19 protein-coding genes are annotated in these 25,404 nt (G+C 65.4%); 8 read left to right on the forward strand and 11 right to left on the reverse strand.

Going from position 1 to position 25,404, the window contains the following annotated elements; translation table 11 throughout:
• Positions 1-12: 12 nt before the first annotated feature.
• The 9 genes from fis to TO66_RS03225 form a co-directional block, all read right to left on the reverse strand.
• Positions 13-333 (reverse strand): DNA-binding transcriptional regulator Fis, encoded by a 321-nt coding sequence (fis, locus tag TO66_RS03185; RefSeq protein WP_007921650.1) that lies wholly within the window; start codon positions 331-333, stop codon positions 13-15.
• Entirely contained in the window at positions 330-1,343 is a 1,014-nt protein-coding gene (gene dusB / locus TO66_RS03190) for a tRNA dihydrouridine synthase DusB (RefSeq protein WP_044460965.1), read from the reverse strand. The genes fis and dusB overlap by 4 nt, the downstream gene beginning before the upstream one ends.
• 196 nt (positions 1,344-1,539) lie before the next feature.
• Positions 1,540-2,769 carry a DUF3426 domain-containing protein gene (locus TO66_RS03195; RefSeq protein ID WP_044460966.1) on the reverse strand — a complete coding sequence of 410 codons (1,230 nt, stop codon included), beginning with the start codon at positions 2,767-2,769 and terminating at the stop codon, positions 1,540-1,542.
• A 30-nt stretch (positions 2,770-2,799) separates the two neighbouring features.
• Complete coding sequence (gene prmA / locus TO66_RS03200; RefSeq protein ID WP_044460967.1) at positions 2,800-3,678, reverse strand: 50S ribosomal protein L11 methyltransferase; 879 nt, start codon at positions 3,676-3,678, stop codon at positions 2,800-2,802.
• Between the two features lie 246 nt (positions 3,679-3,924).
• Complete coding sequence (gene accC, locus TO66_RS03205) at positions 3,925-5,280, reverse strand: acetyl-CoA carboxylase biotin carboxylase subunit (protein ID WP_044460968.1); 1,356 nt, start codon at positions 5,278-5,280, stop codon at positions 3,925-3,927.
• A gap of 17 nt (positions 5,281-5,297) precedes the next feature.
• Positions 5,298-5,759, reverse strand: coding sequence for an acetyl-CoA carboxylase biotin carboxyl carrier protein (accB, locus tag TO66_RS03210; RefSeq protein WP_044460969.1), 462 nt, complete (start codon positions 5,757-5,759; stop codon positions 5,298-5,300).
• A gap of 47 nt (positions 5,760-5,806) precedes the next feature.
• Positions 5,807-6,259 carry a type II 3-dehydroquinate dehydratase gene (aroQ, locus tag TO66_RS03215; RefSeq protein WP_044460970.1) on the reverse strand — a complete coding sequence of 151 codons (453 nt, stop codon included), beginning with the start codon at positions 6,257-6,259 and terminating at the stop codon, positions 5,807-5,809.
• Between the two features lie 225 nt (positions 6,260-6,484).
• A complete protein-coding gene (locus TO66_RS03220) occupies positions 6,485-8,449 on the reverse strand; it encodes a methyl-accepting chemotaxis protein (protein ID WP_044460971.1) in 1,965 nt (654 codons plus the stop codon).
• 51 nt (positions 8,450-8,500) lie between these two features.
• Positions 8,501-10,165 (reverse strand): PleD family two-component system response regulator, encoded by a 1,665-nt coding sequence (locus TO66_RS03225; protein ID WP_044460972.1) that lies wholly within the window; start codon positions 10,163-10,165, stop codon positions 8,501-8,503.
• Positions 10,166-10,458: 293 nt separating this feature from the next.
• Here TO66_RS03225 and TO66_RS03230 point away from each other — a divergent pair, with 293 nt between their 5' ends.
• The 4 genes from TO66_RS03230 to speA all read left to right on the forward strand — a co-directional run bounded on the left by TO66_RS03230 (position 10,459) and on the right by speA (position 14,774).
• A complete protein-coding gene (locus tag TO66_RS03230; protein ID WP_044460973.1) occupies positions 10,459-11,526 on the forward strand; it encodes a DUF2333 family protein in 1,068 nt (355 codons plus the stop codon).
• A 3-nt stretch (positions 11,527-11,529) separates the two neighbouring features.
• Positions 11,530-12,066: an NUDIX hydrolase gene (locus TO66_RS03235; RefSeq protein WP_044460974.1), complete on the forward strand. Its 537-nt coding sequence runs from the start codon at positions 11,530-11,532 to the stop codon at positions 12,064-12,066.
• A gap of 200 nt (positions 12,067-12,266) precedes the next feature.
• Complete coding sequence (locus TO66_RS03240; RefSeq protein ID WP_015634001.1) at positions 12,267-12,638, forward strand: translation initiation factor Sui1; 372 nt, start codon at positions 12,267-12,269, stop codon at positions 12,636-12,638.
• A gap of 222 nt (positions 12,639-12,860) precedes the next feature.
• The gene (speA, locus tag TO66_RS03245) at positions 12,861-14,774 is read left to right on the forward strand and encodes an arginine decarboxylase (RefSeq protein ID WP_044460975.1); all 1,914 of its coding nucleotides are present in this window, start codon (positions 12,861-12,863) and stop codon (positions 14,772-14,774) included.
• 63 nt (positions 14,775-14,837) lie between these two features.
• Here the strand turns inward: speA and TO66_RS03250 are convergent, their stop codons facing one another.
• Positions 14,838-16,184: an MATE family efflux transporter gene (locus TO66_RS03250; RefSeq protein ID WP_044460976.1), complete on the reverse strand. Its 1,347-nt coding sequence runs from the start codon at positions 16,182-16,184 to the stop codon at positions 14,838-14,840.
• Between the two features lie 304 nt (positions 16,185-16,488).
• On the opposite strand from TO66_RS03250, the gene TO66_RS03255 reads away from it, so the two are divergent.
• Positions 16,489-21,393, forward strand: a complete 4,905-nt coding sequence (locus TO66_RS03255; protein ID WP_044460977.1) for an alpha-2-macroglobulin — start codon at positions 16,489-16,491, stop codon at positions 21,391-21,393.
• 54 nt (positions 21,394-21,447) lie between these two features.
• On the opposite strand, the gene TO66_RS03260 is transcribed toward TO66_RS03255, so the two are convergent.
• The gene (locus tag TO66_RS03260; protein ID WP_044460978.1) at positions 21,448-21,741 is read right to left on the reverse strand and encodes a hypothetical protein; all 294 of its coding nucleotides are present in this window, start codon (positions 21,739-21,741) and stop codon (positions 21,448-21,450) included.
• 219 nt (positions 21,742-21,960) lie between these two features.
• On the opposite strand from TO66_RS03260, the gene pbpC reads away from it, so the two are divergent.
• The 3 genes from pbpC to TO66_RS03275 all read left to right on the forward strand — a co-directional run bounded on the left by pbpC (position 21,961) and on the right by TO66_RS03275 (position 25,403).
• Entirely contained in the window at positions 21,961-24,273 is a 2,313-nt protein-coding gene (gene pbpC, locus TO66_RS03265; protein ID WP_409077179.1) for a peptidoglycan glycosyltransferase PbpC, read from the forward strand.
• A 78-nt stretch (positions 24,274-24,351) separates the two neighbouring features.
• On the forward strand, positions 24,352-24,654 hold the full coding sequence (locus tag TO66_RS03270) for a MazG-like family protein (RefSeq protein WP_044460979.1): 303 nt from the start codon (positions 24,352-24,354) through the stop codon (positions 24,652-24,654).
• Entirely contained in the window at positions 24,654-25,403 is a 750-nt protein-coding gene (locus TO66_RS03275; RefSeq protein ID WP_044460980.1) for a methyltransferase domain-containing protein, read from the forward strand. Before TO66_RS03270 ends, TO66_RS03275 begins: the two co-directional genes overlap by 1 nt.
• Position 25,404: the final 1 nt, after the last annotated feature.

Below are 25,404 nucleotides of genomic sequence, written 5' to 3' on the forward strand. Positions count from 1 at the left end.
TTGATTGAATGCTTACAGCAAATCGTACTGCTTGAGTTTCTTGCGCAGGGTGCCGCGGTTCAGGCCGAGCAGTTCGCTGGCCTTGGTCTGATTGCCCTTGACGTAGTTCATCACGCTTTCGAGCAAGGGAGCCTCGACTTCGGAGAGCACCAGGTTGTACACGTCCGTGACGGCCGCGCCCTCAAGGTGGGCGAAATAATTGTGCAGCGCCTTCTCGACACTCCCGCGAAGGGTCTGGCCTTCTTCGCTCGGTGTATTGAGGTGCTGTTTCAAATTCACGTTGTCGCTCACGGGTGCTGTTCCACTCACTAAAGTCTCGGTCATCATCGTCATGCGGCCACCCCCTCTCCGTCCCCTGTCACCAGGCTCTTGTAACGCTCGGCAAAGAACTCACGAACGTTGGCGCACTGTGCTTCCGTATCTTCCAAACGATTGAAGTGGGCGCGGAACTCCCTGGCGCCCGGCAGGGTTGCGAGATACCAGCCCACATGCTTGCGAGCGATGCGTACGCCCATGACATCCCCATAGAAGGCATGCAGCGCGGCCAGGTGCTCAAGCAGAATACGTTCCACCTCGAACAGCTCCGGTGCCGGCAGGGTTTGACCGGTACGCAGGAAATGCTCGATTTCACGAAAAATCCATGGCCGCCCCTGGGCGGCCCGGCCAATCAACAGCCCGTCGGCACCGGTCGCGTCGAGGACGTGGCGGGCCTTGGCGGGCGAGTCGATATCGCCGTTGGCGAAGACCGGAATCGACACCGCCTGCTTGATCGCGGCGATGGTGTCGTACTCGGCCTCGCCGGTGTACAGGTCGGCCCGGGTCCGACCATGGACCGCCAGTGCCGTGATACCCGCCTGCTCGGCGATCTTCGCCACCGTCAGGCCGTTCTTGTTCTCCCGGTCCCAGCCGGTGCGGATCTTCAGGGTGACCGGCACATCGACTGCGGCCACCACGGCCTGCAGGATCTCGTTCACCAGATCTTCGTCTTTCAGTAACGCGGAGCCGGCGGCCTTGTTGCAGACCTTCTTCGCCGGACAACCCATGTTGATATCAATAATCTGTGCGCCCAACTCGACGTTGGCGCGGGCGGCGTCTGCCAGCATCTGTGCGTCGCCACCGGCGATCTGTACCGAGCGCGGCTCGGGATCGCCTTCGTGGATCATGCGCAGGCGCGATTTGCGACTGTTCCACAAGCTCATGTCGCTGGTGACCATTTCCGAGACTACAAGGCCTGCACCCAACCGCTTGCAAAGCTGACGAAAGGGCTGGTCGGTGACACCCGCCATCGGGGCGAGAATCAAGCCGTTGTGCAATGTATATGGGCCGATGCGTACCGCCGACATAGGACTTCCCTGTTGTGGGGCCGGATCATGAGAGTTCGAAAAAGGGTTGGCATGATACCCGCTCTCGATGACCGGATAAAGGCTGAATTGGATAAAATCTGAACAGCTGTCCGGTTATTGCCAAGGGTTTGATCCGCCGGGCGGCAGCCGGCAAACCGCCGTCAATCCGTCGCAGCCTTTGGTCGGATGGCGCGACTTACTCGGGGGAATGGAAGCTCAGGCTGTAATTGACGGCCTTGGGGCCCGGATCGAGGATGTCCAGCGCGATATGGATCGGGGTCTGCGGCGGCATTTCCGCCACGCCTTCGAGCTCGCCCTTGACGTATTCGCCGGGTTTGAAGCGACGACTGGCGATCAGGTGGCCGTTGAGGTCGGCGAAGCGCAGTTCCAGCAACGGGAAGGGCTGGGAGAACGGCGCGCGGTTGTAGATGATCGCGTCCACGACCAGCGCACCGCTGAAATCCGGGTGGCTGCGCACCACCAGGTTGCTGCTCTTGATGCGGTCGATGTCGACCTTCGACGGCACCGAGCAGCCAAGCTGCGGGCACAGTTGCTGGAACCAGGGGCGGTACTGGTCCTGGCGCGCCAGTTCGTCGAAGTGATAGGCAATGTACTGGCCCGCCAGGCCCGCGGCGGCCAGCAGGATCAACAGGCTCCAGAGCAGGCGCCGGCCCCAGGGCGAGCGGCGCTTTTGCCAGTCCAGCTGGAGCGGATCGTCTTCCAGGTCGCGCAGCGTGGCCTCGGGCGATTCGGCTTCATGGCGCCCGCGCTTGCCGCGCGGTGCCGGGCTGACAGGCGGTTCGTCCTCGGGGTGGTCGTCGACCACCAGGGGCGTGGGTTCCAGATCGTCGTCCAGGTGCAGGGAAGGCACCTTGGGCTCGTCTTCCAGGTCGTCCAGGCTGAAGGACAGCGACGGTTCGGTACGCCCGGGCTTGCCACGGTCGGCCGGCGCCTGGGCGGCCTGGCCGGGATGTTCGTCAAGCTCGTCGCCGCTGCCGGGCGCCTGGCTGAACAGGCTGTCGGGCCAGTGTTCCTCTTCGCCATCGGGCTGTTCGCGGCGGGCGCTGAGGCTGTCTTCCCGGGGCGCGCGTTCCTGGCCAAAGGTCTTGGCCGGCTGGATCTCCCGCTGTTCGAGCTTGGCCAGCTCCTCGTCCAGGTCGAGGTTATCCAGATCGAGTTCGGTGGCGCTCCACTGCTTCTGGCTGATCGCCCGTTGCACGGGTGGGGCCTCGGGTTCCGGCGCGGCCGCCGCAGGTGGCGCCGGCGTATCCTTGCCGGCGCGCTGCTCGAGCAACTGCCGTGCGGCGTTGAATACCTGCAAGCACGAGCCGCAGCGCACCACGCCACGGGCCACGCTCAGTTGAGCGTGGCTGACGCGGAAGCTGGTCTGGCAATGCGGGCACTGGGTGACGAAACTGTCGGTCATGCGGCGATCCGGTTTATGCAGGCGGCCATTCTAGCGCCGACGGCCGGTGATGCGTACCCAGCCATCGAGATTGGCGATCGGATCCAGGTCGAAGTCGCCAGCATAGGCGGCCGCCACCTCTTCGCCCTGTTCGGCGAGGATGCCCGACAGCGCCAGGCGTCCGCCGCTCTTGACCAGCGTGGACAGCTGCGGCGCCAGGGCCACCAGCGGACCGGCGAGAATATTGGCCACCAGCACATCGGCCTGGACCTGCGGCAGGTCCTCTGGCAGGTAGAGCGGAAAGCGTTCTTCGGCGATGTTGTTGCGCCCGGCGTTGTCGCGGGAGGCTTCCAGGGCCTGCACGTCGATGTCGGTCCCCACGGCCAGCTTGGCGCCCAGCAGCAGGGCGGCGATCGCCAGGATGCCGGAGCCGCAACCGAAGTCCAGCACGTTGCAGTCCTTCAGGTCCTGGCCGTCGAGCCACTCCAGGCACAGGGCGGTGGTCGGGTGGGTGCCGGTGCCGAAGGCCAGGCCCGGGTCCAGCAGCAGGTTGACCGCCTCTGGCTCGGGCGCGGCATGCCAGCTCGGGACGATCCACAGGCGCCGGCCGAAACGCATCGGCTGGAAATTGTCCATCCAGCTGCGTTCCCAGTCCTGGTCTTCGATCACTTCGCTGTGATGTTCGGGCAGCGGGCTGCCGGTCAGCAGCTCGAGGTGCGCGAGCACGCTGGCGGCTTCGGTGCCGCCCTCGAACAGGGCCAGCAGATGAGTGTGGTTCCACAGCGGGGTGGTGTTGAGTTCCGGCTCGAAGATCGGCTGATCCTCGGCATCCATGAAGGTCACCGAAACGGCGCCGACTTCGAGAAAAGCGTCTTCGTAGGTTTCGGCTTGTTCTGGGCTGATGGCGAGACGGACTTGCAGCCAAGGCATGGCGGGCACCTTTGAAATATGTAATGTGCAGCCTAGCGGGCCGCGAGAAGCGCGCAAGTTTACGCGAGCAGCACGCAGAAGACGACAGCGACAAGGCAGGCAGACATTTGTAGGAGCGAGGCTTGCCCGCGACTGACGGTTACAGGGTATGTGCAGATACCGCGGCGCCTGTATCGCGGGCAAGCCTCGCTCCTACGGAAACGACAAGGCCGCTCGAAAGCGGCCTTGTCGTGTTCCGGTTGCAGCTTAGTGCTGGCCAGACAGCTTGTGCTCGAGGTAGTGAATGTTCACGCCCCCTTTGCAGAAGCCTTCGTCGCGGGTCAGGTCGCGGTGCAGTGGGATGTTGGTCTTGATCCCGTCGACCACGATTTCGTCCAGCGCATTGCGCATGCGCGCCATGGCTTCCTCACGGGTAGCCCCGTAAGTGATCAGCTTGCCGATCAACGAGTCGTAGTTCGGTGGAACCGCGTAACCGCTGTACAGGTGCGAGTCGACGCGCACGCCGTTGCCGCCCGGAGCATGGAAATGCTTGACCGTGCCTGGGCTTGGCATGAAGGTTTTCGGGTCTTCGGCGTTGATCCGGCATTCCAGGGCATGGCCACGGATGACCACGTCCTTCTGCGAGATCGACAGCTTGTTGCCAGCGGCGATGCTCAGCATCTCCTTGACGATGTCGACGCCAGTGACCATTTCCGATACCGGGTGCTCTACCTGCACGCGAGTGTTCATCTCGATGAAGTAGAAACGACCGTTTTCGTACAGGAACTCGAAGGTGCCCGCGCCGCGGTAACCGATGTCGATGCACGCCTTGACGCAGCGGGCGAAGACTTCCTGGCGAGCGGTTTCGTCGATGCCCGGGGCCGGTGCTTCTTCTAGCACCTTCTGGTGACGACGCTGCAGCGAGCAGTCACGGTCGCCCAGGTGGATCGCGTTGCCCTGGCCGTCGGACAGCACCTGGACTTCCACGTGGCGTGGGTTGGTCAGGAACTTCTCCAGGTAGACCATCGGGTTGCCGAACGCTGCGCCCGCTTCGGAGCGGGTCAGCTTGGCCGAGGCGATCAGGTCTTCTTCCTTGTGCACCACGCGCATGCCGCGACCACCACCGCCGCCGGCGGCCTTGATGATCACCGGGTAGCCGACTTCACGGCCGATGCGCAGCGCGGTTTCTTCGTCTTCCGGCAGCGGGCCGTCGGAACCTGGAACCGTCGGTACGCCGGCAGCGATCATCGCGTGCTTGGCCGATACCTTGTCGCCCATCAGGCGAATGGTCTCGGCTTTCGGGCCGATGAAGGCGAAGCCGGAGTTCTCGACCTGTTCGGCGAAGTCGGCGTTTTCCGCGAGGAAGCCGTAGCCTGGGTGAATGGCGGTGGCGCCGGTCACTTCGGCGGCGGCGATGATCGCTGGAATGTGCAGGTAGGATTGCGCGGCGGAAGCCGGGCCGATGCAGACGGATTCGTCCGCCAGGCCCAGGTGCATCAGTTCCTTGTCGGCCTTGGAGTAGACGGCGACGGTCTTGATACCCATTTCCTTGCAGGCCCGCAGGATCCGCAGGGCGATTTCACCGCGGTTGGCGATCAGAACTTTTTCCAACTTCGCAGACATCGTTGGCTCTCCGCGGTTCAAACGATGGTGAACAGCGGTTGGTCGTACTCAACCGGCTGGCCGTCTTCGACGAGGATGGATTCGATCACACCGCTGGTTTCGGCTTCGATGTGGTTCATCATCTTCATGGCTTCGACGATGCACAGGGTGTCGCCCTTCTTCACGCTCTGGCCGACTTCGACGAAGGCTGGCGAGGTTGGCGAGGACTTGCGGTAGAAGGTACCTACCATCGGCGAACGGGCAACGGTGCCGTTCAGCGCTGGCGCGGCAGGTGCTGCTGCCGGAGCGGCAGCGGCGGCCGGGGCGGCGGCAGGTGCGGCAACCGGGGCGGCTACTGGCGCCGGTGCGTAGTACTGCTGGGCTGGAGTCTTGCTGTGACGGCTGATGCGTACGGACTCTTCGCCTTCCTTGATCTCCAGCTCGTCGATGCCGGACTCTTCCAGCAGTTCGATCAGTTTCTTGACTTTACGAATATCCATGAATCATCAACTCCCAAGGGTCGGTCAGGGGCGTTTAGCTTGTTTGTTCAAGCTGTTGCTTGTCGTTCAAGTTGTTCTAGCGCGGCCTCCAGGGCCAGCCGGTAACCGCTGGCGCCAAGGCCGCAGATCACTCCCACCGCAACATCGGAGAAGTAGGAGTGATGGCGGAAAGGTTCGCGTTTGTGCACGTTGGACAAATGCACTTCGATGAATGGGATGCTCACCGCCAGCAGCGCGTCACGTAATGCGACACTTGTATGCGTAAAAGCTGCGGGATTGATCAGAATGAAGTCCACGCCTTCATCGCGGGCGGCGTGGATGCGGTCGATCAATTCGTACTCGGCGTTGCTTTGCAGGTAGAGCAAATGGTGGCCGGCCTCGCGTGCCCGGCGCTCCAGGTCCTGGTTGATCTGGGCCAGGGTGACGGCGCCATAGACGCCCGGTTCGCGGGTGCCGAGCAGGTTCAGGTTGGGTCCATGAAGGACCAGTAGGGTCGCCATCTGCCGTTCCTTGTTATCGCGCAGTTATTCGAGAGTGCTGTTATCAGAACCCGGCGACTATGCCGCAAAGCCTTTGTGACTGTCCAGTTCTCTGCAATAGCCGGCACGATGACCGATGTTCAGCCTAAAAATATGACTAACTGACTAAATCCGGTCATTCGCCGCCGCAACCCGTTCGGCGCCGTTCGCGGCGCCGATTTAGCCGATAACCGGACATCGACCCGTTCAGACGCGAAATGCCTGCACCGCCGTGTGCAACTGGCCGCCCAGGGCCAGCAGGTGCTCGCCCTGTTCGCGGCCTTCGCCGATGCGTTGCAGGTTGTCCCCGCCCAATTGATGGATGCGCTCGCTGTGGTCGCGGATTTCGCTGACGGCGCCGCTTTGCTGGGCGGTGACATCGGCAATGCGCACCGCGGTGTCGGAAATGGTCTGGATCGCACCGACGATTTCATCCAGGGCGCCGTCGGCGGCCTGGGCCTGGCTGGCGGTGGCCTCGGCATGTTCGACCTGGGCGCGCATGCCCTCCACCGACTGGCGGGCCGCGGTTTGCAGGCCGGCGATCAGGACCTGGATTTCCGCTGTGGCACCCGCCGTGCGTTGCGCCAGGGAGCGCACTTCCTCGGCGACCACGGCAAAACCGCGGCCCATTTCCCCGGCCCGCGCGGCCTCGATGGCGGCGTTCAGGGCCAGCAGGTTGGTCTGGTCGGCAATGGAGCGGATCACCGTGAGCACGCCGCCGATGGTCGCCGACTCTTCGGCCAGTCGTTCGATCATTTGCGCGTTGCCCTGGACCTCGCCGACCAGGGCGTGCAGCCCGGTCAGGCTCAGGCCGATCACTTTCTGCCCTTGCTCCACGGCCATTCCGGCGCTGCGGCTGGCGTCGGCGGCCTGGCTGGCGTCGCCGGCGACCTGCTGGATGGTCGCCTCCAGCTCGCCGAGGGCGTCGCGAATCTGCGCGGTGTCCCCGGCCTGACGCTCGGCGCCGCCGTGCAGGCCGCTGCTCAGTTCCGCCAGGGCGCGGCTGCTGCCGGCGACCTGCTCGGCGTTCTGCCGGATGGTGCCCACCAGATCCACCAGATAGGCGCGCAGCCGGTTCAGCGATTCCTCGATGTCATGCAGCTCGCGGTTGGTCCGGCCCAGCTGGATATCGCGGCTGAAATCGCCTTCGGCCCAGGTCGACAGCGCCGGCGCCAGGTTGGTCAGGACCCGTGCCAGGCGGCGCTGCAAAGTATCGATGAGCAGCGCGATCAGCAGGATCAGGCCGATCATCAGGCCTTGCATCAAGCGCACCTCGCCCTGGATCTGCCCGTGCTGGGCACGCACCGCCGGCTCCAGTTCGGCGATGGCTTGTTGCACGGCGGTGATCTTCAGGTGGGTGGCGGCGCTGAGGTCGGCGCGTTTCTGGATCTGCCCGCGGGTCCGCTCCAGCTCGGCGGGGTAGCGGCCCAGCAGGCTGTTGAGTTCGCGCTTGAGGCCGATGCCGGCGTCTTCGGCGGTGCCCTTGTCGGTGTTTTCCAGGCCCATCATGGCGGCGAAGTCATCGGTGTTCGACGCACTGCTGGCGGCGACCCCCAGCAGCGGCAAGGCATCCAGCCGTTCGGCCTGGGCGCGCATGCTGCTGACTTCGCGCTCGACGTCGGCGGCCAGTTCGCTGCGGCCGCTGCTGACCAGTTTGTCCCGGGCCAGGGACAACTTGCCCAGGTGCTGGGAGGCGCTCAGCAGCAGCGGCAGATAGGCCGCGGCCTGTGGATTGCCGGCGGCGCCGGTGGCGTACTGGCTCAGTTGCTCGACACTGGCCGCCAGCTCGCGCTCGGCTTGCAGCAACAGCGCTTGCGGATCGCCGGCCAGCTTGCCGGCGGCCAACAGGTCGGTCTTGCTGAACTCGTCCAGGCTCGCCAGGCTCGGGCGCAGGCCTTGGGCGAGTGTCGCGGGCAACTCATCGAGCTGGGCCTGCTGGGTTTCGATGGCCTGGCTGGCGCTGCTCAGGCGCAGGGCGTCGCCGCTGGCCAGGTAGTCTTCGATATTGCGCGCCACCTGGTTCTGGAACTGCTGGGACAACCCCAGGTAGCGCTCCATCAGCAGGTAGGGCCGCTCGAGGGCGCGTTGCGACCACCAGAGCGTCGCGCCCAGGGCCAGGCACACGGCAACTAATAGCAGGGTATTGAGATTGGTCAGCAGCTTCAGGCGCATTGCGTCTACCAACGACTTGAATGGTAAGCGCCTGAATTTATTGCGTTTGTATTACAGGGTTATGACCGAATCGGTGGGGTCCGCGGAAAAAGTGGCATTTTGATGGCGTGCCGCCTGGACGCGGTTACGCCCGCCTGCCTTGGCGCGATAGAGCGCTTCGTCGGCCTGGCTGGCCATCATCAGACTGTCGGAATCTTCCCGCAGCTCGACCACCCCCGCGCTGAAGGTGCACCACAGGTCCTGCGGCTGGGCCGGGTAGTGGATTTCGGCGAAGCGCTGGCGGATTTCGTCCAGTACCTTGCAGGCCGCTTCCAGGTCGGTGTCCGGCATGACGATGGCGAACTCCTCGCCGCCGTAGCGGCCGATGAAGTCGGTCTTGCGCAGGCGTTGCTTGAGAAACAGCGCCAGGCTCTTGATCACCCGGTCGCCCATGGGATGGCCGTGGCTGTCGTTGACCCGCTTGAAGTGATCGATGTCGAGCATGGCGAAGCTCAGCGGCTTGTTCTCGCGGCGCGCGCGAAAGCTGCAGTCTTCGAGCAATTGCAGGATATGGGTGTGGTTGTACAGCCCGGTCAGGCTGTCGCGGACCATGCGCGCCTTGAGGTTGCGCGCCCGCGCGGCGCGGTTGCGCACGGTGGTGATCAGGTGGCGCGGCTTGATCGGCTTGGTCAGGAAGTCGTCGCCGCCTTCGCTCATGGCGTCCAGTTGCTTGTCCAGGTCATCCTCGGCCGACAGGTAGATGATCGGCACGCTGACATAACGGTCGTTGTGGCGGATCACCTTGGCCAGCTCGGTGCCGGTACAGGCCGGCATGTACATGTCGAGAATGATCAGGTCCGGCTGGAAGTCGGCCAGCTCGGCCATGGCCTGGATCGGCTCGATCAGCGTCCGGGTGATGATCCCGGCGCTGTTGAGCAGGCGCTCGGTGTGCAGGGCCTGGGCGCGGGAGTCGTCGATGATCAGCACTTTATAGGGCTCGTACTGGGCCACGCAGGTGAGGATTTCGATTTTCTCCAGCAGGCTGGAGGCTTCCAGCGTACCGGTGAGGAACTCCTGGCCACCGGCGCGCACGGCGGCCAGGCGGGTCGGGGTGTCGGTTTCGTGGAGGCTGAAGAACAGCAGCGGCAGCTTCTGCTCCAGGCCTTCCTGGGCCTCGGCGGCCAGTTGCAGGCCCATGCCGCTGCCACAGAAATCGACGTCGATGACGATCGCCGCAGGCAGGCGCTCGACCATCGAGGAACGGAACGCGGCGATGCTGTCCAGGGACTGGGCGCTGAGGCCGAAGAATTCCAGTTGCTTGGCCAGGCGTTCGCCGCGGTCGTGGTCTTGCAGCATCACGTAGATCGGCTTGCGCAACGGCGGCAGGAAGGTCTGGTCCAGCTGGTCGCCATGGCGCAGGCCGGTGCGCGACAGGCGTTGCATCAGGCGGTTGAGGTCGGTGATCAGGCCGCTGCTCAGGCGACCGCGGTTGGCGTCCACGGCGGTCAGCGAATCGCTGATGCTGCGGGCCAGCTGGGTATGTTCGGGTTGCTCGAAGCGTTCGGCGAAACGCAGCAGGCGCAGGTTGGCCTCATTGAGTTCGGACATGTCGGCGGTCGACCATTCGCTGCGTTGCAGGCGCTGCCATATCTCGAGGATCTGACGAGCCTGGTGAATTACCCGCTGGGCAAAGTGGTGCTTGAGGCGCTCACGGCTGGGGTCTTCTGGCTCGGTCATATCCTGACTACTAGTTAGGGTGCATGCTGAGGTCGACTGGTGGCTCTATGCTAGCACCTCTTGTGAGTTGTACGAGTGTCGTACGTCAACAATCTGCAAAGCGACCTTATTCAGTTTCCGACCGACTGGTCGCATAGGTTCTGCGCTGTGCTTCATTTATAGTGGCCGCTCGATATGCACCCCGGCAGGTGGCGCCTTGGGGGGCGGATGGTCTTTAATCCGCCTGGTTCGAGGCACGATGGCGAAGGGCTGTGGTCGAACCGATGAACCCAAGTGATTGAAAGGATATAGCCATGCTGGACTGGAAGAACCGCGCAGGCAGTGCGCCGGAGCGTGCTACCGAACCCAAGTCGGCGACACGCAGTTATTTTGGCGGCCTGTTGTTCAGCCGCGCCCTGGGCACCCTGGTGGGCTTGTACCTGCTGGTAGCCGGCGCCCTGGGCTGGTACTGGAGCCAGGAGCCGTCGCTGTTCCCGGTTCAGCAGAACGCGCAGGTGGCCGCCGAGAAGGAAGGCAAGCAGATGGTCGTGGGCTACACCACGGTGGAAACCCTCAAGACCGTCGCCGGCACCTTGCTCAACAAGCCGGGTGGCTATATCTCCAACGACCGTTTCCCGCCGGGCCTGTGGATGGACAACATGCCGAGCTGGGAATACGGCGTGCTGGTCCAGGTCCGCGACCTGACCCGCGCCCTGCGCAAGGACTTCGCCCGTTCCCAGTCGCAGTCCGCCGAGGACGCCGACCTGGCCAAGGCCGAACCGCGCTTCAACTTCGACAACAAGAGCTGGGTGCTGCCCTCCAGCGAGTCGGAGTACCAGGAAGGCATCAATTCCCTGAGCCGCTACCAGGCGCGCCTGTCCGATCCGAACCAGAAGGGCGCGCTGTTCTATGCCCGCGCCGATAACCTGAACAACTGGCTGGGCGACGTCGGCACCCGCCTGGGCTCGCTGTCCCAGCGCCTGTCGGCCAGCGTCGGCCGGGTCAAGCTCAACACCGCGCTGAAAACCGAAACCCCGGCGCCGGGCGAGTCGCCGCAGGTGGACGAGGAAGTGGTGGAAACGCCATGGATGCAGATCGACAACGTGTTCTACGAAGCGCGCGGCCAGGCCTGGGCCCTGTCGCACCTGTTGCGGGCGATCGAGGTCGACTTCGCCGATGTGCTGGCGAAGAAGAACGCCACGGTCAGCGTGCGCCAGATCATCCGCGAGCTGGAAGCCTCCCAGGAAACGCTGTGGAGCCCGATGATTCTCAACGGCAGCGGTTTTGGCGTACTGGCCAACCACTCGCTGGTGATGGCCAACTATATTTCCCGGGCCAACGCGGCTGTCATCGATCTGCGTCAATTGCTCAACCAGGGTTGATTCATGGTGGTTACCTCCAATGAAGCCGCGCATCGCGCGGCCTCCGATGCCGAACAAGTCGCCTGGGTCGATGGCGAAGACCAGTTGCTGGGTTCGCTGGCCCGCGCGGAATTGCGCGAGCGCGGCCTGATCGGGCGCGGCACCTACATCCTGTTGTTCAATTCCGCCGGCGAGTTGTGCGTGCACCGGCGCACCTTGAGCAAGGCCATCTATCCCGGCTACTGGGATGTGGCCGCGGGCGGCATGGTGCAGGCCGTCGAGACTTATGCCGAGTCGGCGGCCCGCGAGCTGGAGGAAGAACTGGGGGTGAGCGGGGTGGAATTGACCGCCCATGATCATTTCTTCTACGAGGACTCCGACATCCGCCTCTGGTGTTCGGCGTTCTCCGCGGTCTGGGATGGCCCGCTGTACCTGCAACCGGAAGAGGTGCTGGAAGCACGGTTCATTTCGATCGACGAAGTGATGCGGGAAATCACCGAAAAGCCCTATTGCCCGGACTCGCTGGCAGCCTTGCAGCGCTATCTGGCGCGGCGTCGCTAAAGTTGTATAAATTGGCGCGGTTTGGCTCTTAGCAAGTCGGCTTTTTGCCGTTACACTGCGCGACCTTTTCAAGCTGGACCGGTATTGCTCCCACAGGGGGTACCGGTCCAGTAGCGCTGCCCCTGCCTGAGTGGGGCTTCGCGGTCGATGGCACAGGCCCTGTGCTTCGACCAGTCTTTGTCCTCCCAAGAGGATTGCCGGTGGCCAAAAAAGCCGCATCCTTCGCCGCCCTTGGTGGCCTGGTGTTTTCCACCGACGCAGGTCGACATTGCCCGGACTGTAGCCAGCCGGTGGCAGCCTGCATCTGCAAACAAACCGTTATCCCGGCCGGCGACGGCATCGCTCGCGTGCGCCGCGAAAGCAAGGGGCGCGGCGGCAAGACGGTGACCACCATCACCGGCGTGCCCCTGGCCGAGGATGCTCTCAAGGAGCTGGCCACCACGTTGAAGAAACGTTGTGGTACGGGTGGCGCGCTGAAAGACGGCGTCATCGAGATCCAGGGCGACCATGTCGAGCTACTCTTGGCAGAGCTGGTCAAGCACGGTTTCAAGGCGAAGAAGTCCGGCGGCTAGCAGCCTCTGTGAAAACCACCCCGACTTGATGCAGCCCTGGAGCGATTCGGGCCTGGCGTCGTCCTCATGGTTTTCACAGAGCCTGTTCATGACCGGTTTCTAAACTCAGCCTTGCAAATGAGGTCTACCCCCTCGTTGCAGGCTAATCGTCATTTTCATTCTTTAGACTGCGCCAGCCCCGGACCGGGGTGGCGCTCTATGACTTCTTTATAGGGGACTTCGATGTCCGTACGACGCACACGCAAAGACGATGGCAGCCAATGGACAGTTGCGGACAGCCGCAGTGTTTATGGGATTCGCCATTGGGGGGCCGGGTATTTCGCGATCAATGACGCCGGTCGCGTCGAAGTTCGTCCGAACGGCCCGAACAGTTCGCCTATCGACCTGTACGAGCAGGTCGAGGAGCTGCGCAAGAGCGGCTTGTCCCTGCCGCTGCTGGTGCGCTTCCCGGATATCCTGCAGGACCGCGTGCGCCAGCTGACCGGGGCCTTCGATGCCAACATCGAGCGCCTGGAATACCAGAGCAAGTACACCGCCCTGTACCCGATCAAGGTCAACCAGCAGGAAGCGGTGATCGAGAACATCATCGCCACCCAGAACGTGTCCATCGGCCTGGAAGCCGGCTCCAAGCCCGAGCTGCTGGCGGTGCTGGCGCTGGCGCCGAAAGGCGGCACCATCGTCTGCAACGGCTACAAGGACCGTGAGTTCATCCGCCTGGCGCTGATGGGCCAGAAGCTCGGTCACAACGTGTTCATCGTGATCGAGAAGGAATCCGAAGTCGGCCTGGTGATCGAAGAGGCTGCTTCGCTCAAGGTCAAGCCACAGGTCGGCCTGCGCGTGCGCCTGTCGTCCCTGGCGTCGAGCAAATGGGCGGATACCGGCGGCGAGAAATCCAAGTTCGGCCTGTCGGCGGCACAGTTGCTGTCGGTGGTCGAGCGGTTCCGTGGCGCCGGCCTGGACCAGGGCATCCGCCTGCTGCACTTCCACATGGGCTCGCAGATCGCCAACCTGGCGGACTACCAGCACGGCTTCAAGGAAGCCATCCGCTACTACGGCGAACTGCGCAACCTCGGCCTGCCGGTGGACCACATCGACGTCGGTGGCGGCCTGGGCGTGGACTACGACGGCACCCACTCGCGCAACGCCAGTTCGATCAACTACGACATGGACGACTACGCCGGTGTCGTGGTGGGCATGCTCAAGGAATTCTGCGATGCGCAGAGCCTGCCGCATCCGCACATCTTCTCCGAGAGCGGCCGCTCGCTGACCGCGCACCACGCCATGCTGGTGATCCAGGTGACCGACGTCGAGAAGCACAACGACGACGTACCGCAGATCGAGAACAAGGAAGCCCTGCCGGAAACCGTGCAGTGGCTGGTGGACCTGCTGGGCCCGACCGACATCGAGATGGTCACCGAAACCTACTGGCGCGCCACCCACTACATGAGCGACGTGGCCGCCCAGTACGCCGACGGCAAGCTGACCCTGGCGGAAAAAGCCCTGGCCGAGCAGTGCTATTTCGCCGTGTGCCGGCGCCTGCACAACTCGTTGAAGGCCCGCCAGCGCTCGCACCGCCAGGTGCTGGACGAACTCAACGACAAGCTGGCCGACAAGTACATCTGCAACTTCTCGGTGTTCCAGAGCCTGCCGGACACCTGGGCGATCGACCAGGTACTGCCGATCATCCCGCTGCATCGCCTGGATGAAGAGCCGCTGCGCCGCGCCGTGCTGCAAGACCTGACCTGCGACTCCGACGGCAAGATCAACCAGTACGTCGACGAGCAGAGCATCGAGACCAGCCTGCCGGTGCACGCCCTGAAAGAGGGTGAGGACTACCTGCTGGGCGTGTTCCTGGTCGGCGCCTACCAGGAAATCCTCGGCGACATGCACAACCTGTTCGGCGACACCGACTCGGTGAACATCTACCAGAACCCGAACGGCACCGTGTACCACGCCGGGATCGAGACCCACGACACCATCGAAGACATGCTGCGCTACGTGCACCTGTCGCCGGAGGAGTTGATGACCCACTACCGCGACAAAGTGGCCAGCGCGCGGATCAGCGTCAGCGAGCGTACCCAGTTCCTCGACGCCCTGCGCCTGGGCTTGACCCGTTCGTCGTACCTGTCTTCCTGAAAGCTGGTCCCTTCGATGAAAAAAACCACCGCTTGCGGTGGTTTTTTTATGCCCGGTAAAGCCTCAGCCGGCAGGGGCGAACCAGCCGTCGTGGCGACGCAGGCGCAGGGCGAAAGCCAGCAGCGTCAGGCTGCGCACCAGCATGAACAGCAGGAACGTCAGCCACAGTCCGTGGTTGCCCAGGCCTTGCAGGGCCCAGGCGCAGGGCAGGGCGATCAGCACGCTGAGCAGCATGCCGTTGCGCATTTCCCGGGCGCGGGTGGCACCGATGAACAGGCCGTCCAGCAAGTAGCTCCAGACCGCGATCAACGGCAGCGCGGCAAGGTAGGGCAGGTAGAGGAAGGCAGTCTGGCGCACTTCGGCGATGTCGGTCTGCATCTCGATGAACAGGTGCCCGGCGCACAGGAACAGCGCGGCGAAACCGAGGCTGGCGAGCAGCGACCAGCCGCCGGCCACCACCAGCGAGCGGCGCAGGGCCAGGCGGTCGCGGGCGCCGATGGCGTGCCCGCACAGGGCCTCCACCGCATGGGCCAGGCCGTCCAGGGCATGGGCGGTGAGCAGCAGGCCGTTGAGCAGCAGGGCGTTGGCGGCCACGGTCGCGTCCCCCAGGCGGGCGCCTTGCACAGTGATCAGGAAGAACACCGACTGCAGCGCCAGGCTGCGGATGAAGATGTCGCGATTGACCGCCAGCAGCGGCCGCCAACTGGCCCAGCGGCGCAAGGTGGCCCAGGCGATTCGTCCCGGGTAGGCGCGCAGGGCCGGGCGGGTCAGCGCCAGGCCGATCAGCGCGCCGGACCATTCGGCGATCACCGAAGCCCTGGCCGAGCCGGCCACGCCCCACTCCAGGCCCAGCACGAACCACAGGTTCAGCGCGATATTGATCAGGTTGGTGCCGAGCAGGATCGCCAGCGGCGCGCGGGCGTTCTGGGTGCCGAGGAACCAGCCGACCAGGGCCATGCTGGCCAGCGCCGCCGGCAAGCCGAACAAGCGGGTGTGGAAGAAGGTCCGGGTCATCTCGTCCAGTTCGGCCGACGGCTGCATCAACCCCAGGGCCACGCCACTGAGCGGCACGCCCAGGGCGCTCAGCAGCAGGGCCAGCACCACGGCCAGCAGCAGGCCCTGCACCAGGATCTGCCGCAGCGCCGCACCGTCGGCGCGTCCCGCGGCCTGGGCGGCAAAGCCGGTGGCGCCCATGCGCAGGAAACCCATGGCCCAGGCCAGGACGGTATACAGGCTGGCGCCGACCGCCACCGCCCCAAGCTGATGAGCGTGGGGCAGATGGCCGATGACGGTGCTGTCGACCAGCGCCACCAGCGGCACGGAAATATTGGAAAGAATCATTGGCGCGGCCAGTGCCCAGACCCGGACGTGGGTAGGGCGATGGCGCCAGGCACAGATCAGGCTGGACATGCAGGCTCCTTGCGAGAGCCGGCATTGTAGCCACATGCCTGCCACGCCACGCCATCCCGATCACACCGCAAATCCTGTAGGAGCGAAGCTTGCTCGCGATTGGCGTCGGTATGCTCTCCCATTTCTTACGGATCTGCTCAGATAGCGCAAGCGCCGCTTCGCGGCTGATCGCGAGCAAGCTTCGCTCCTACATAGTGGTGGTCGCCGTCACATCCTCTATCAGTCAATGTGCGCCACACCACAGCCAGCCGGACGGCGGTGATATATAGTTCACCCCTTCGATACTCCTGCCAACGAGTGCCCCATGCTTAACAAAGGATTGTTCCTGGCCTGTGCGCTGGCCTTGCTCAGCGCTTGCGATTCGTCCACCCCCGACAAGGCGACGACCACCCCGGCTCCGGTAGCGGCGGGGTCCGAGGCCAAGGCCCGGCCCGTGCAGGATGTCGCGGCGCTCAAGCAGCGCTACGCCGGCCGCGAGCTGAGCGTGGTGGATGTGTCCGAGGTGCAGCTCGACGGGGCCAGCACCCTGTCGGTGAGTTTCTCGGTGCCCCTGGACCCGCAGCAGAAATTCGCCGACAAGCTGCACCTGGTGGACAGCAAGAGCGGCAAGGTCGACGGCGCCTGGGAGCTGTCGGACAACCTCATGGAATTGCGCCTGCGCCACCTGGAGCCGCAGCGCAAGCTGGTGCTGACCGTCGATGCCGGGCTGCGCGCCGTGAACGACGCAACGCTCGCCGCCGAGTACGTCAGCCGCCTGGAAACCCGCGACCTGCAAGCCACCGTTGGCTTCGCCAGCCGCGGCACGCTGCTGCCGACCCGTCTCGCCGAAGGCCTGCCGGTGATCGCGCTGAACGTCGACAAGATCGACGTCGAGTTCTTCCGCATCAAGCCTGAGTCGCTGCCGGCGTTCCTCGCCCAGTGGGGGCGCAGCACCAGCCTGCAAAGCTACGAATCCCGCGAACTGTTGCCTATGGCCGACCTGGTGTACGGCGGCCGCTTCGACCTCAACCCGGCGCGCAATACCCGGGAAACCCTGCTGCTGCCGATCGCCGGGCTCAAGCCGCTGCAACAGCCGGGCGTCTACCTGGCGGTGATGCGCGCCTCGGGCACCTACAACTATTCGCAGCCGGCGACCTTGTTCACCCTCAGCGATATCGGCCTGTCGGTGCACCGCTACCAGAACCGCCTGGACGTATTCACCCAGGCCCTGGAAGGCGGCAAGGCGCTGGACGGGGTCAGCCTCGAACTGCTGGACGGCGAAGGCCGCGTGCTCGGCCAGGGCAAGACCGAAAAGGGCGGCCACGCCGAACTGCCACTGCCGAAGAAGGCCGAGGTGTTGCTGGCCCACCAGGGCGAGCAGACCAGCCTGCTGCGCTTGAACGGCGCCGCCCTGGACCTGGCCGAATTCGACATCGGCGGCGCCGGCGCCCATCCGTTGCAATTCTTCGTGTTCGGCCCGCGCGACCTGTACCGCCCGGGCGAAACCGTGCTGCTCAACGCGCTGCTGCGTGACAAGGACGGCAACGCGGTCAAGCCGCAGCCGGTGAGTGTCGAGGTGCGTCGGCCGGATGAACAGGTCAGCCGCAAGTTCGTCTGGGACGCCGATGCCTCGGGGCTCTATCAGTACCAGTTGCAACTGGCCGGCGAAGCGCCGACCGGGCGCTGGCAGCTGGTGTTCGACCTCGGCGACGGCAAGCCGCAGCTGTACGAATTCCTGGTCGAGGACTTCCTCCCCGAGCGCCTGGCGCTGGAGCTCAAGGGCAGCGACACACCGATCAAACCCGCCGATACCGCCGAAATCAGCGTCAATGGCCGTTACCTGTACGGCGCTCCTGCTGCGGGCAATCGCCTGAGTGGCCAGGTGTACGTGCGCCCGCTGCGCGAGGCGGTCAAGGCCTTGCCGGGCTACCAGTTCGGCTCGGTGACCGAACCGGAGTTGAGCCAGGACCTGGAGCTCGAAGAGTCGGCGCTGGACGCCGACGGCGAAGCGGTGATCGCTCTTGAAAGCAAATGGGCCGAGGTCCGTTCGCCGCTGCAACTGATCGTCCAGGCCAGTTTGCAGGAATCGGGCGGGCGTCCGATCACCCGGCGCCTGGTGCAGCCGGTGTGGCCGGCGGAGCGCCTGCCGGGGGTGCGCGCGCTGTTCGACGGCACGGAAACCGACGGCGATGGCCCGGCCGAATTCGAATTGCTGGTGGCCAATAGCGAAGGCCGGAAGCTGGCGGCGGACAACCTCAAGGTGCGCCTGGTGCGCGAACGCCGCGACTACTACTGGAACTACTCCGACAGCGACGGCTGGAGTTATCACTTCAACGAGAAATTCCTCACCCAGGACGAAGAAACCGTGAGCATCAAGGCCGGCGCCACGGCCAAGATCAGCTTCCCGGTAGAGTGGGGCCCTTATCGCGTCGAGGTCGAAGACCCGCAGACCGGGTTGGTCAGCAGCCTGCGCTTCTGGGCCGGCTACCGTTCCCAGGACAACGCCGAAGGCGGCGCAGTAAGGCCGGACCAGGTCAAGCTGGCGCTGGACAAGCCGCAGTATGGCGACGGCGACACGGCCAATGTCACGGTGACCCCGCCGGCGGCCGGCAAGGGTTACCTGCTGGTGGAGTCCAGCGACGGCCCGCTGTGGTGGCAGGAAATCGACGTCCCCGCCGAAGGCAAGAGCTTCGCGGTCAAGCTCGATCCGAAATGGGCGCGGCATGACCTGTACGTCAGCGCCCTGGTGATCCGCCCGGGCGAGCGCAAGGCCAATATCACTCCGAAACGCGCGGTGGGCGTGTTGCACCTGCCGCTGGACCGCACCCAGCGCAAGCTCGGCCTGACCCTGAGCGCGCCGGAAAAAATGCGTCCCAAGCAGCCGCTGAAGGTCAAGATCCAGGCGAAGAACGCCGACGGCAGCGTGCCGAAGCAGGCCCATGTGCTGCTGGCGGCGGTGGATGTGGGCATCCTCAATATCACCGAATACCCGACCCCGGATCCGTACTCCAGCCTGTTCGGGCGCAAGGCCTATGGTGCCGACCAACTGGATATCTACGGCCAGTTGATCGAAGCCGGCCAGGGCCGCCTGGCCAGCCTGGCCTTCGGTGGCGACGCCGCGCTGGCCAAGGGCGGCAAGCGCCCGGACACCAGCGTCACCATCGTTGCCCTGCAAAGCGCGCCGGTGACCCTCAACGAGCAGGGCGAAGGCGAAGTCAGCGTCGACATTCCCGACTTCAACGGCGAGCTGCGGCTGATGGCCCAGGCCTGGACCGATGATCGTTATGGCATGGCCGAAGGCAAGACGGTGATCGCCGCGCCGCTGATCGCTGAACTGTCGGCGCCGCGCTTTCTCGCCGGCGGCGACCAGACCAGCCTCGCGCTGGACCTGTCCAACCTCTCGGGCAAGGCGCAGAAACTCGATGTGCAACTGAGCGCCGAAGGCCAGTTGGCGCTGGTCAACGAGACGCACCAGAGCGTGCAACTGACCCAGGGCCAGCGCACCACGCTGCGCATTCCGGTGCGGGCGCTGGGCGGCTTCGGCCAGGGCAAGGTCAAGGTGCTGGTCAATGGCCTGGACCTGCCGGGCGAGAACCTGCCGCCGTTCAGCCGTGAATGGACCCTGGGCGTGCGTCCGGCCTATCCGGCGTTGCTCAGGCATTACCGCGCGGTGCTCAAGGAGCAGCCGTGGAGCCTGCCGGAGGGCGAACTGGCGGCTTTCGAACCGGCCGGGCGCGAAGCGCTGCTGAGCCTGTCGAGCCGGCCACCGTTGAACCTCGGTGAACAGATCCGTGCCCTCAAGGCTTACCCCTACGGTTGCCTGGAGCAGACCACCAGCGGCCTGTACCCGGCGCTGTACGCCGACGCCGTGAGCCTGAAGCGCCTGGGCCTGGAAGGCGAGCCGGATACCGAGCGCAAGCGCAAGATCGAGCTGGGCATCGAGCGCCTGCTGGGCATGCAGCGCTACAACGGCAGCTTCGGCCTGTGGGGGGCCGATGGCGAAGAGGAGTTCTGGCTCACCGCCTACGTCACCGACTTCCTGTTGCGGGCTCGCGACCAGGGCTTTGCGGTGCCGGCCGATGCGCTGAAGAAGGCCAACGAGCGGCTGCTGCGTTACCTGCAGGAGCGCAACCTGATCGAGGTCAACTACAGCGAAAACGCCGAGCACACGCGCTTCGCCGTACAGGCCTACGCCGGCCTGGTGCTGGCGCGCAGCCAACAGGCGCCGCTGGGCGCGCTGCGCAGCCTGTTCGAGCGGCGTACCGATGCGCGTTCCGGCCTGCCGCTGGTGCAACTGGCCATCGCCCTGCAGAAGATGGGCGACCAGCCGCGGGCCGAGCAGGCGCTGATCGCCGGTCTCGCCGCCTCGCGCAGCAGCAGGGACTGGCTGGCCGATTACGGCAGCCCGCTGCGCGACCAGGCGCTGATCCTGGCGCTGCTGGAAGAAAACGACCTGGCCAAGGGCAAGCGCGAAGAGCGGCTGTTCGAGCTCTCCGATCAACTGGCGGCCAGCCCGTACCTCTCGACCCAGGAACGCAACTCGCTGTTCCTCGCCGGTCGTGGCCTGCTGGGCAAGCCCGAGGCGAACTGGAGCGCACGACTGAACAGTGGCACTGAAAGCCGCGAGCTGAACAACGCTCAGCCGGGCCTGAAGCTGGAAGGCGCGTTGCTGGCGTCGCCGTTGTCGGTGAGCAATCAGGGCGGCGCACCGGTGTACCAGCAATTGACCATTTCCGGTTATCCACAGCATGCGCCGGCGGCCGGGGGCGAAAACCTGAGCATTCGTCGCGACTATTTGGGGCTGAATGGCCGGCCGCTGGATCTGCGGTCCCTGGACAGCGGCGACCTGGTGCTGGTGCACCTGGCGATCAGCGCCAGGCAGCGGGTGCCGGATGCCCTGGTCGTGGACCTGCTGCCGGCCGGCCTGGAGCTGGAAAACCAGAACCTGGCGCAGAGCGCCGCCAGCCTGGAAAACGCCAGCAGCCAGGTCAAGGAGTGGCGCGAGTCGATGCAGAACGCCAGCCTCAAGCACCAGGAATTCCGCGACGACCGCTATGTGGCGGCGCTGAACCTGGAGGGCTACGACAGCGTCACGCACCTGCTGTATCTGGCCCGCGCGGTCACGCCCGGCACCTATCGTGTGCCGCCGCCGCAAGTGGAGTCGATGTACCGGCCGAACTGGCAGGCCGTGGGAGATACCGTGCCGGAGATGGTGATCAAGGGGCGTTGAAGGGATATCGCAGCAAGCTTGCTCTAGTCGGAGCGAGCTTGCGCGCGATGTCTTTTAGTGCACCACCCAACTGAGCAGCCACAACCCCAGCAGCAACCAGATGATGCCCATGACGATCGAGGCGCGCATGAAGGCGCGGACCGCCGAGTACAGCAGCATCAGCCCGACGACCAGGGTGATGATGCTGACGATCGAGGTGTCCATGCCCAGCGTGCGCGACAAGCCGTCGACAAAGTTGCCGCCGGCGTTGGTCAGGGCGTTGAACAGGCCGCTGAGGCCGTCGACGATAAACCGGATGACCGATCCCAGCGCCTGGCCGAGCCATTCAAAGAAGCTTTCTACCTGCATGCGTGCATCCTGATGAAAAAAAGGTGGGCGTGCTTGCCAGACCTGAGCCTTGGGCCATCGATCGCGCTGGCGAGTTCCGTTCAAGCATAGAGGTTCGCGGGTTTGATTTTTCGATTAGTTGTATCGCGCCTGCGAGGTTGGCGGGGGCGATTATCCGCCGAGGCCACCCCATCCGGCCAGGCTTCGGCGCGCCCGGGCGGTGGCCGTGGCGGGCGCTTGCTGCGCGGCGTGCTGGTTGGCCTGGCGCTGCTGTGCGCCGCCCTCTGGCTGGCCGACCGCCTCTGGCCGCTGCCGCTGCCCAGGGACGATCTGGCGCGGGTGGTGCTGGCCGAGGATGGCACGCCACTGTGGCGCTTTGCCGATGCCGATGGGGTCTGGCGCTATCCGGTGCGGATCGACGAAGTCTCGCCCTATTACCTGGACGCGCTGCTGACCTACGAAGACCGCTGGTTCTACAGCCACCCGGGGGTGAACCCGATGGCACTGGTGCGGGCCGCCTGGCAGAACCTCGCCGGTGGGCGGGTGTTGTCCGGCGGCAGCACCCTGTCGATGCAGGTGGCGCGCCTGCTCGATCCGCATTCGCGGACCTGGCACGGCAAGCTGCGCCAGCTATGGCGCACCGCGCAACTGGAGTGGCACCTGAGCAAGCAGCAGATCCTCACGCTCTACCTCAACCGCGCGCCGTTCGGCGGCACCCTGCAAGGGGTGGCCGCGGCCAGTTGGGCGTACCTGGGCAAGTCGCCACAGCAACTGACCCATGCCGAAGCTGCGCTGCTGGCGGTCCTGCCCCAGGCACCGAGCCGGCTGCGTCCGGACCGCCACGCCACGCGGGCCCAGGCGGCGCGGGACAAGGTGCTGGAGCGCCTGGCGCAGTTCCAGGTCTGGCCGCAATCGGCGGTGGATGAAGCCCTGCAAGAGCCCTTGTTGCTGGCGCCGCGACTGGAACCGAGCCTGGCGCCCTTGCTCGCGCGCCGGCTGAACCGTCCGGACAGCCCGCCGCTGATTCGCACCACCCTGGACGCCAACCTGCAACGGCGCCTGGAAGACCTGCTGCTGGGCTGGCGCGCGCGCCTGCCGGAGCACACCTCGGCGGCGATCCTGGTGGTCGAGGAGCAGACCATGGCGGTGCGCGCCTACCTGGGCTCGGTGGACATCAACGATGCCCGGCGCTTCGGCCATGTGGACATGATCAGCGCCATGCGTTCGCCGGGTTCGACCCTCAAGCCCTTCTTGTACGGCATGGCGCTGGACGCCGGGCTGATCCATTCCGAGTCGTTGTTGCAAGACGTGCCGCGGCGTTACGGCGACTACCGCCCGGGCAACTTCTCCATGGGCTTCAGTGGCGCGGTGTCGGCCAGCACCGCCCTGGCTACCTCGCTGAACCTGCCGGCGGTGCAACTGCTGGAAGTCTATGGGCCGAAACGCTTTGCCGCCGAGATGCGCATCGGCGGCATGCCCCTGGCCCTGCCGGCGCTGGCGGAACCGAACCTGGCGCTGATCCTTGGCGGCGCCGGCAGCCGCCTGGAGGATCTGGTCAGTGGCTACAGCGCCTTCGCCCGGGGCGGCAAGAGCGCGAGCATTCGCCTGCAACCGGACGATGAGTTGCGTGAGCGGCCGCTGCTGTCCCCCGGTTCGGCGTGGATCGTGCGGCGCATTCTCAGCGGCCAGGCGCGCCCGGACCGCGACCCGCGGGCCGAGCTGGTGCAGCGCCCGGTGCTGGCCTGGAAGACCGGCACCAGCTACGGCTTTCGCGATGCCTGGGCGATCGGCGTGGGGCCGCGCTACCTGATCGGCATCTGGATCGGCCGTCCGGACGGCACCCCGGTGCCGGGCCAGTTCGGCCTGGCCTCGGCCGCGCCGCTGATGCTGCAAGTGCACGATGTGCTGATCAACCGCGACAGCCAGCGCGGCATCAGCGCGCCGGTGCAGCCGGTGCCGATGAATGTCGGGGTGGCGGCGATCTGTTGGCCGCTGGGCCAGCCCATGAGCCGCAGCGATCCGAACTGCCGCCGCCAGCGGTTCGCCTGGACCCTGGACGGCACCACGCCGCCGACCTTGCAGGCGGCGGATCAACCCTTGGGCGTCGGCCTGCTGGAAACAGTCTGGGTCAACGCCAAGGGCCTGCGGGTCGACGCCAAGTGCCCGGGCGCCCAGGCGCGGGATATCGCGCTATGGCCAGCGCCGCTGGAACCCTGGTTGCCGCGCATCGAGCGACGTGAAGCGCGGCTGCCGGCCAACGATTCGGAGTGCCCGGGGCCGGCCCTGGCCGCGGCCGCGCCGTTGTCCATCGTCGGCGTGCGCGAGGGCGACCGGCTGCGTCGTCCGGCGGCCAGCCAGGAGCTGCTGCGGCTCAAGCTCTCGGCCCTGGGCGGCAGCGGCCGGCGCTGGTGGTTCGTCAACGGCGAGCCGTTGGGCGACAGCGCCAACCAGGACAGCATCAACGCCAGCTTCGACCGGCCCGGACCCTACCAGCTCAGCGTGCTGGACGAAGGCGGGCAGACGGCGCGGGTCGAGTTCAGCGTCATCGATTAAGGAGCGGGCGGGTGGGCGCAGCGACAGCTTGCCTTCACTCGCCATCCCCCCGAAGCTATACGCCTTCAGGAGACCCCGATGAACCTAGACGAACTGACCCAACGCCTGCACGCCATTCGCGACCGCAATGACTGGCGGCAATTCCACAGCCCGAAGAACCTCGCCATGGCCGCCAGCGTGGAGATGGCCGAGCTGGTGGAAATCTTCCAGTGGCTGAGCGAAGACCAGTCGCGGCAGCTGCCGGCGGACCAGCTGGCCCACGCCGGCCAGGAGGTCGGCGACATCGTGCTGTACCTGTTGTTGCTGTGCAGCGAGCTGGGCCTGGACCTGGAGCAGGTGGTGCGCAGCAAGCTGGCCGACAGCGAACGGCGGTTCAGCTGATGAGCGACCGTCATTTCGACCAGTTGGCGACTCGCTTCGCGGAAAAAATCTACGGCGGCGCCAAGGGCGCGATCCGCCTGGCGGTGCTCCAGGCCGACCTGGCCGAAACCCTGCCGGACCGGCCGCTGCGGGTGCTGGATATCGGTGCGGGTCTGGGACACATGTCGCTGTGGCTGGCCCAGCGTGGCCACCAGGTGACGCTGGCCGAGCCGGCCGAACCGATGCTCGAGGGCGCGCGCCAGCGCTTCGCCGAGGCCGGCCAGGAGGCCAGCTTCATCCAGGCGCCGTGGCAGGAGCTGCTGGGCCAGCTCACCGAACCCTACGACCTGGTGCTGTGCCATGCGGTGCTGGAATGGCTGGCCGAGCCCCATGCGATCCTGCCCGTGCTGCATCAGCTGACCCGCCAGGGCGGCTGGCTGTCGCTGGCGTTCTACAACCGCGATGCACTGATCTACCGCAACCTGCTCAAGGGCCATTTCCGCAAGATGCGCAAGAACGACATGGCCGGCGAGAAGCAGAGCCTGACCCCGCAACAGCCGCTCGACCCACGGGAGCTGGCGGCGCAACTCGACGGCCTGTGGCAGGTCGAAAGCCAGAGCGGGGTGCGGGTGTTCCACGACTACATGCCGGTGGAGTTCCAGGCCCGCGCCGAACTGCTGGATCTGTTGGAAATGGAGTTGGCCCATCGTCGTCACCCAAGCTTTGCCGGGCTTGGGCGTTACTTGCACTGGATCTGTCGTCCGGTCTGAG

The sequence above is a fragment of the Pseudomonas sp. MRSN 12121 genome, from assembly GCF_000931465.1.
Classification (GTDB): domain Bacteria; phylum Pseudomonadota; class Gammaproteobacteria; order Pseudomonadales; family Pseudomonadaceae; genus Aquipseudomonas.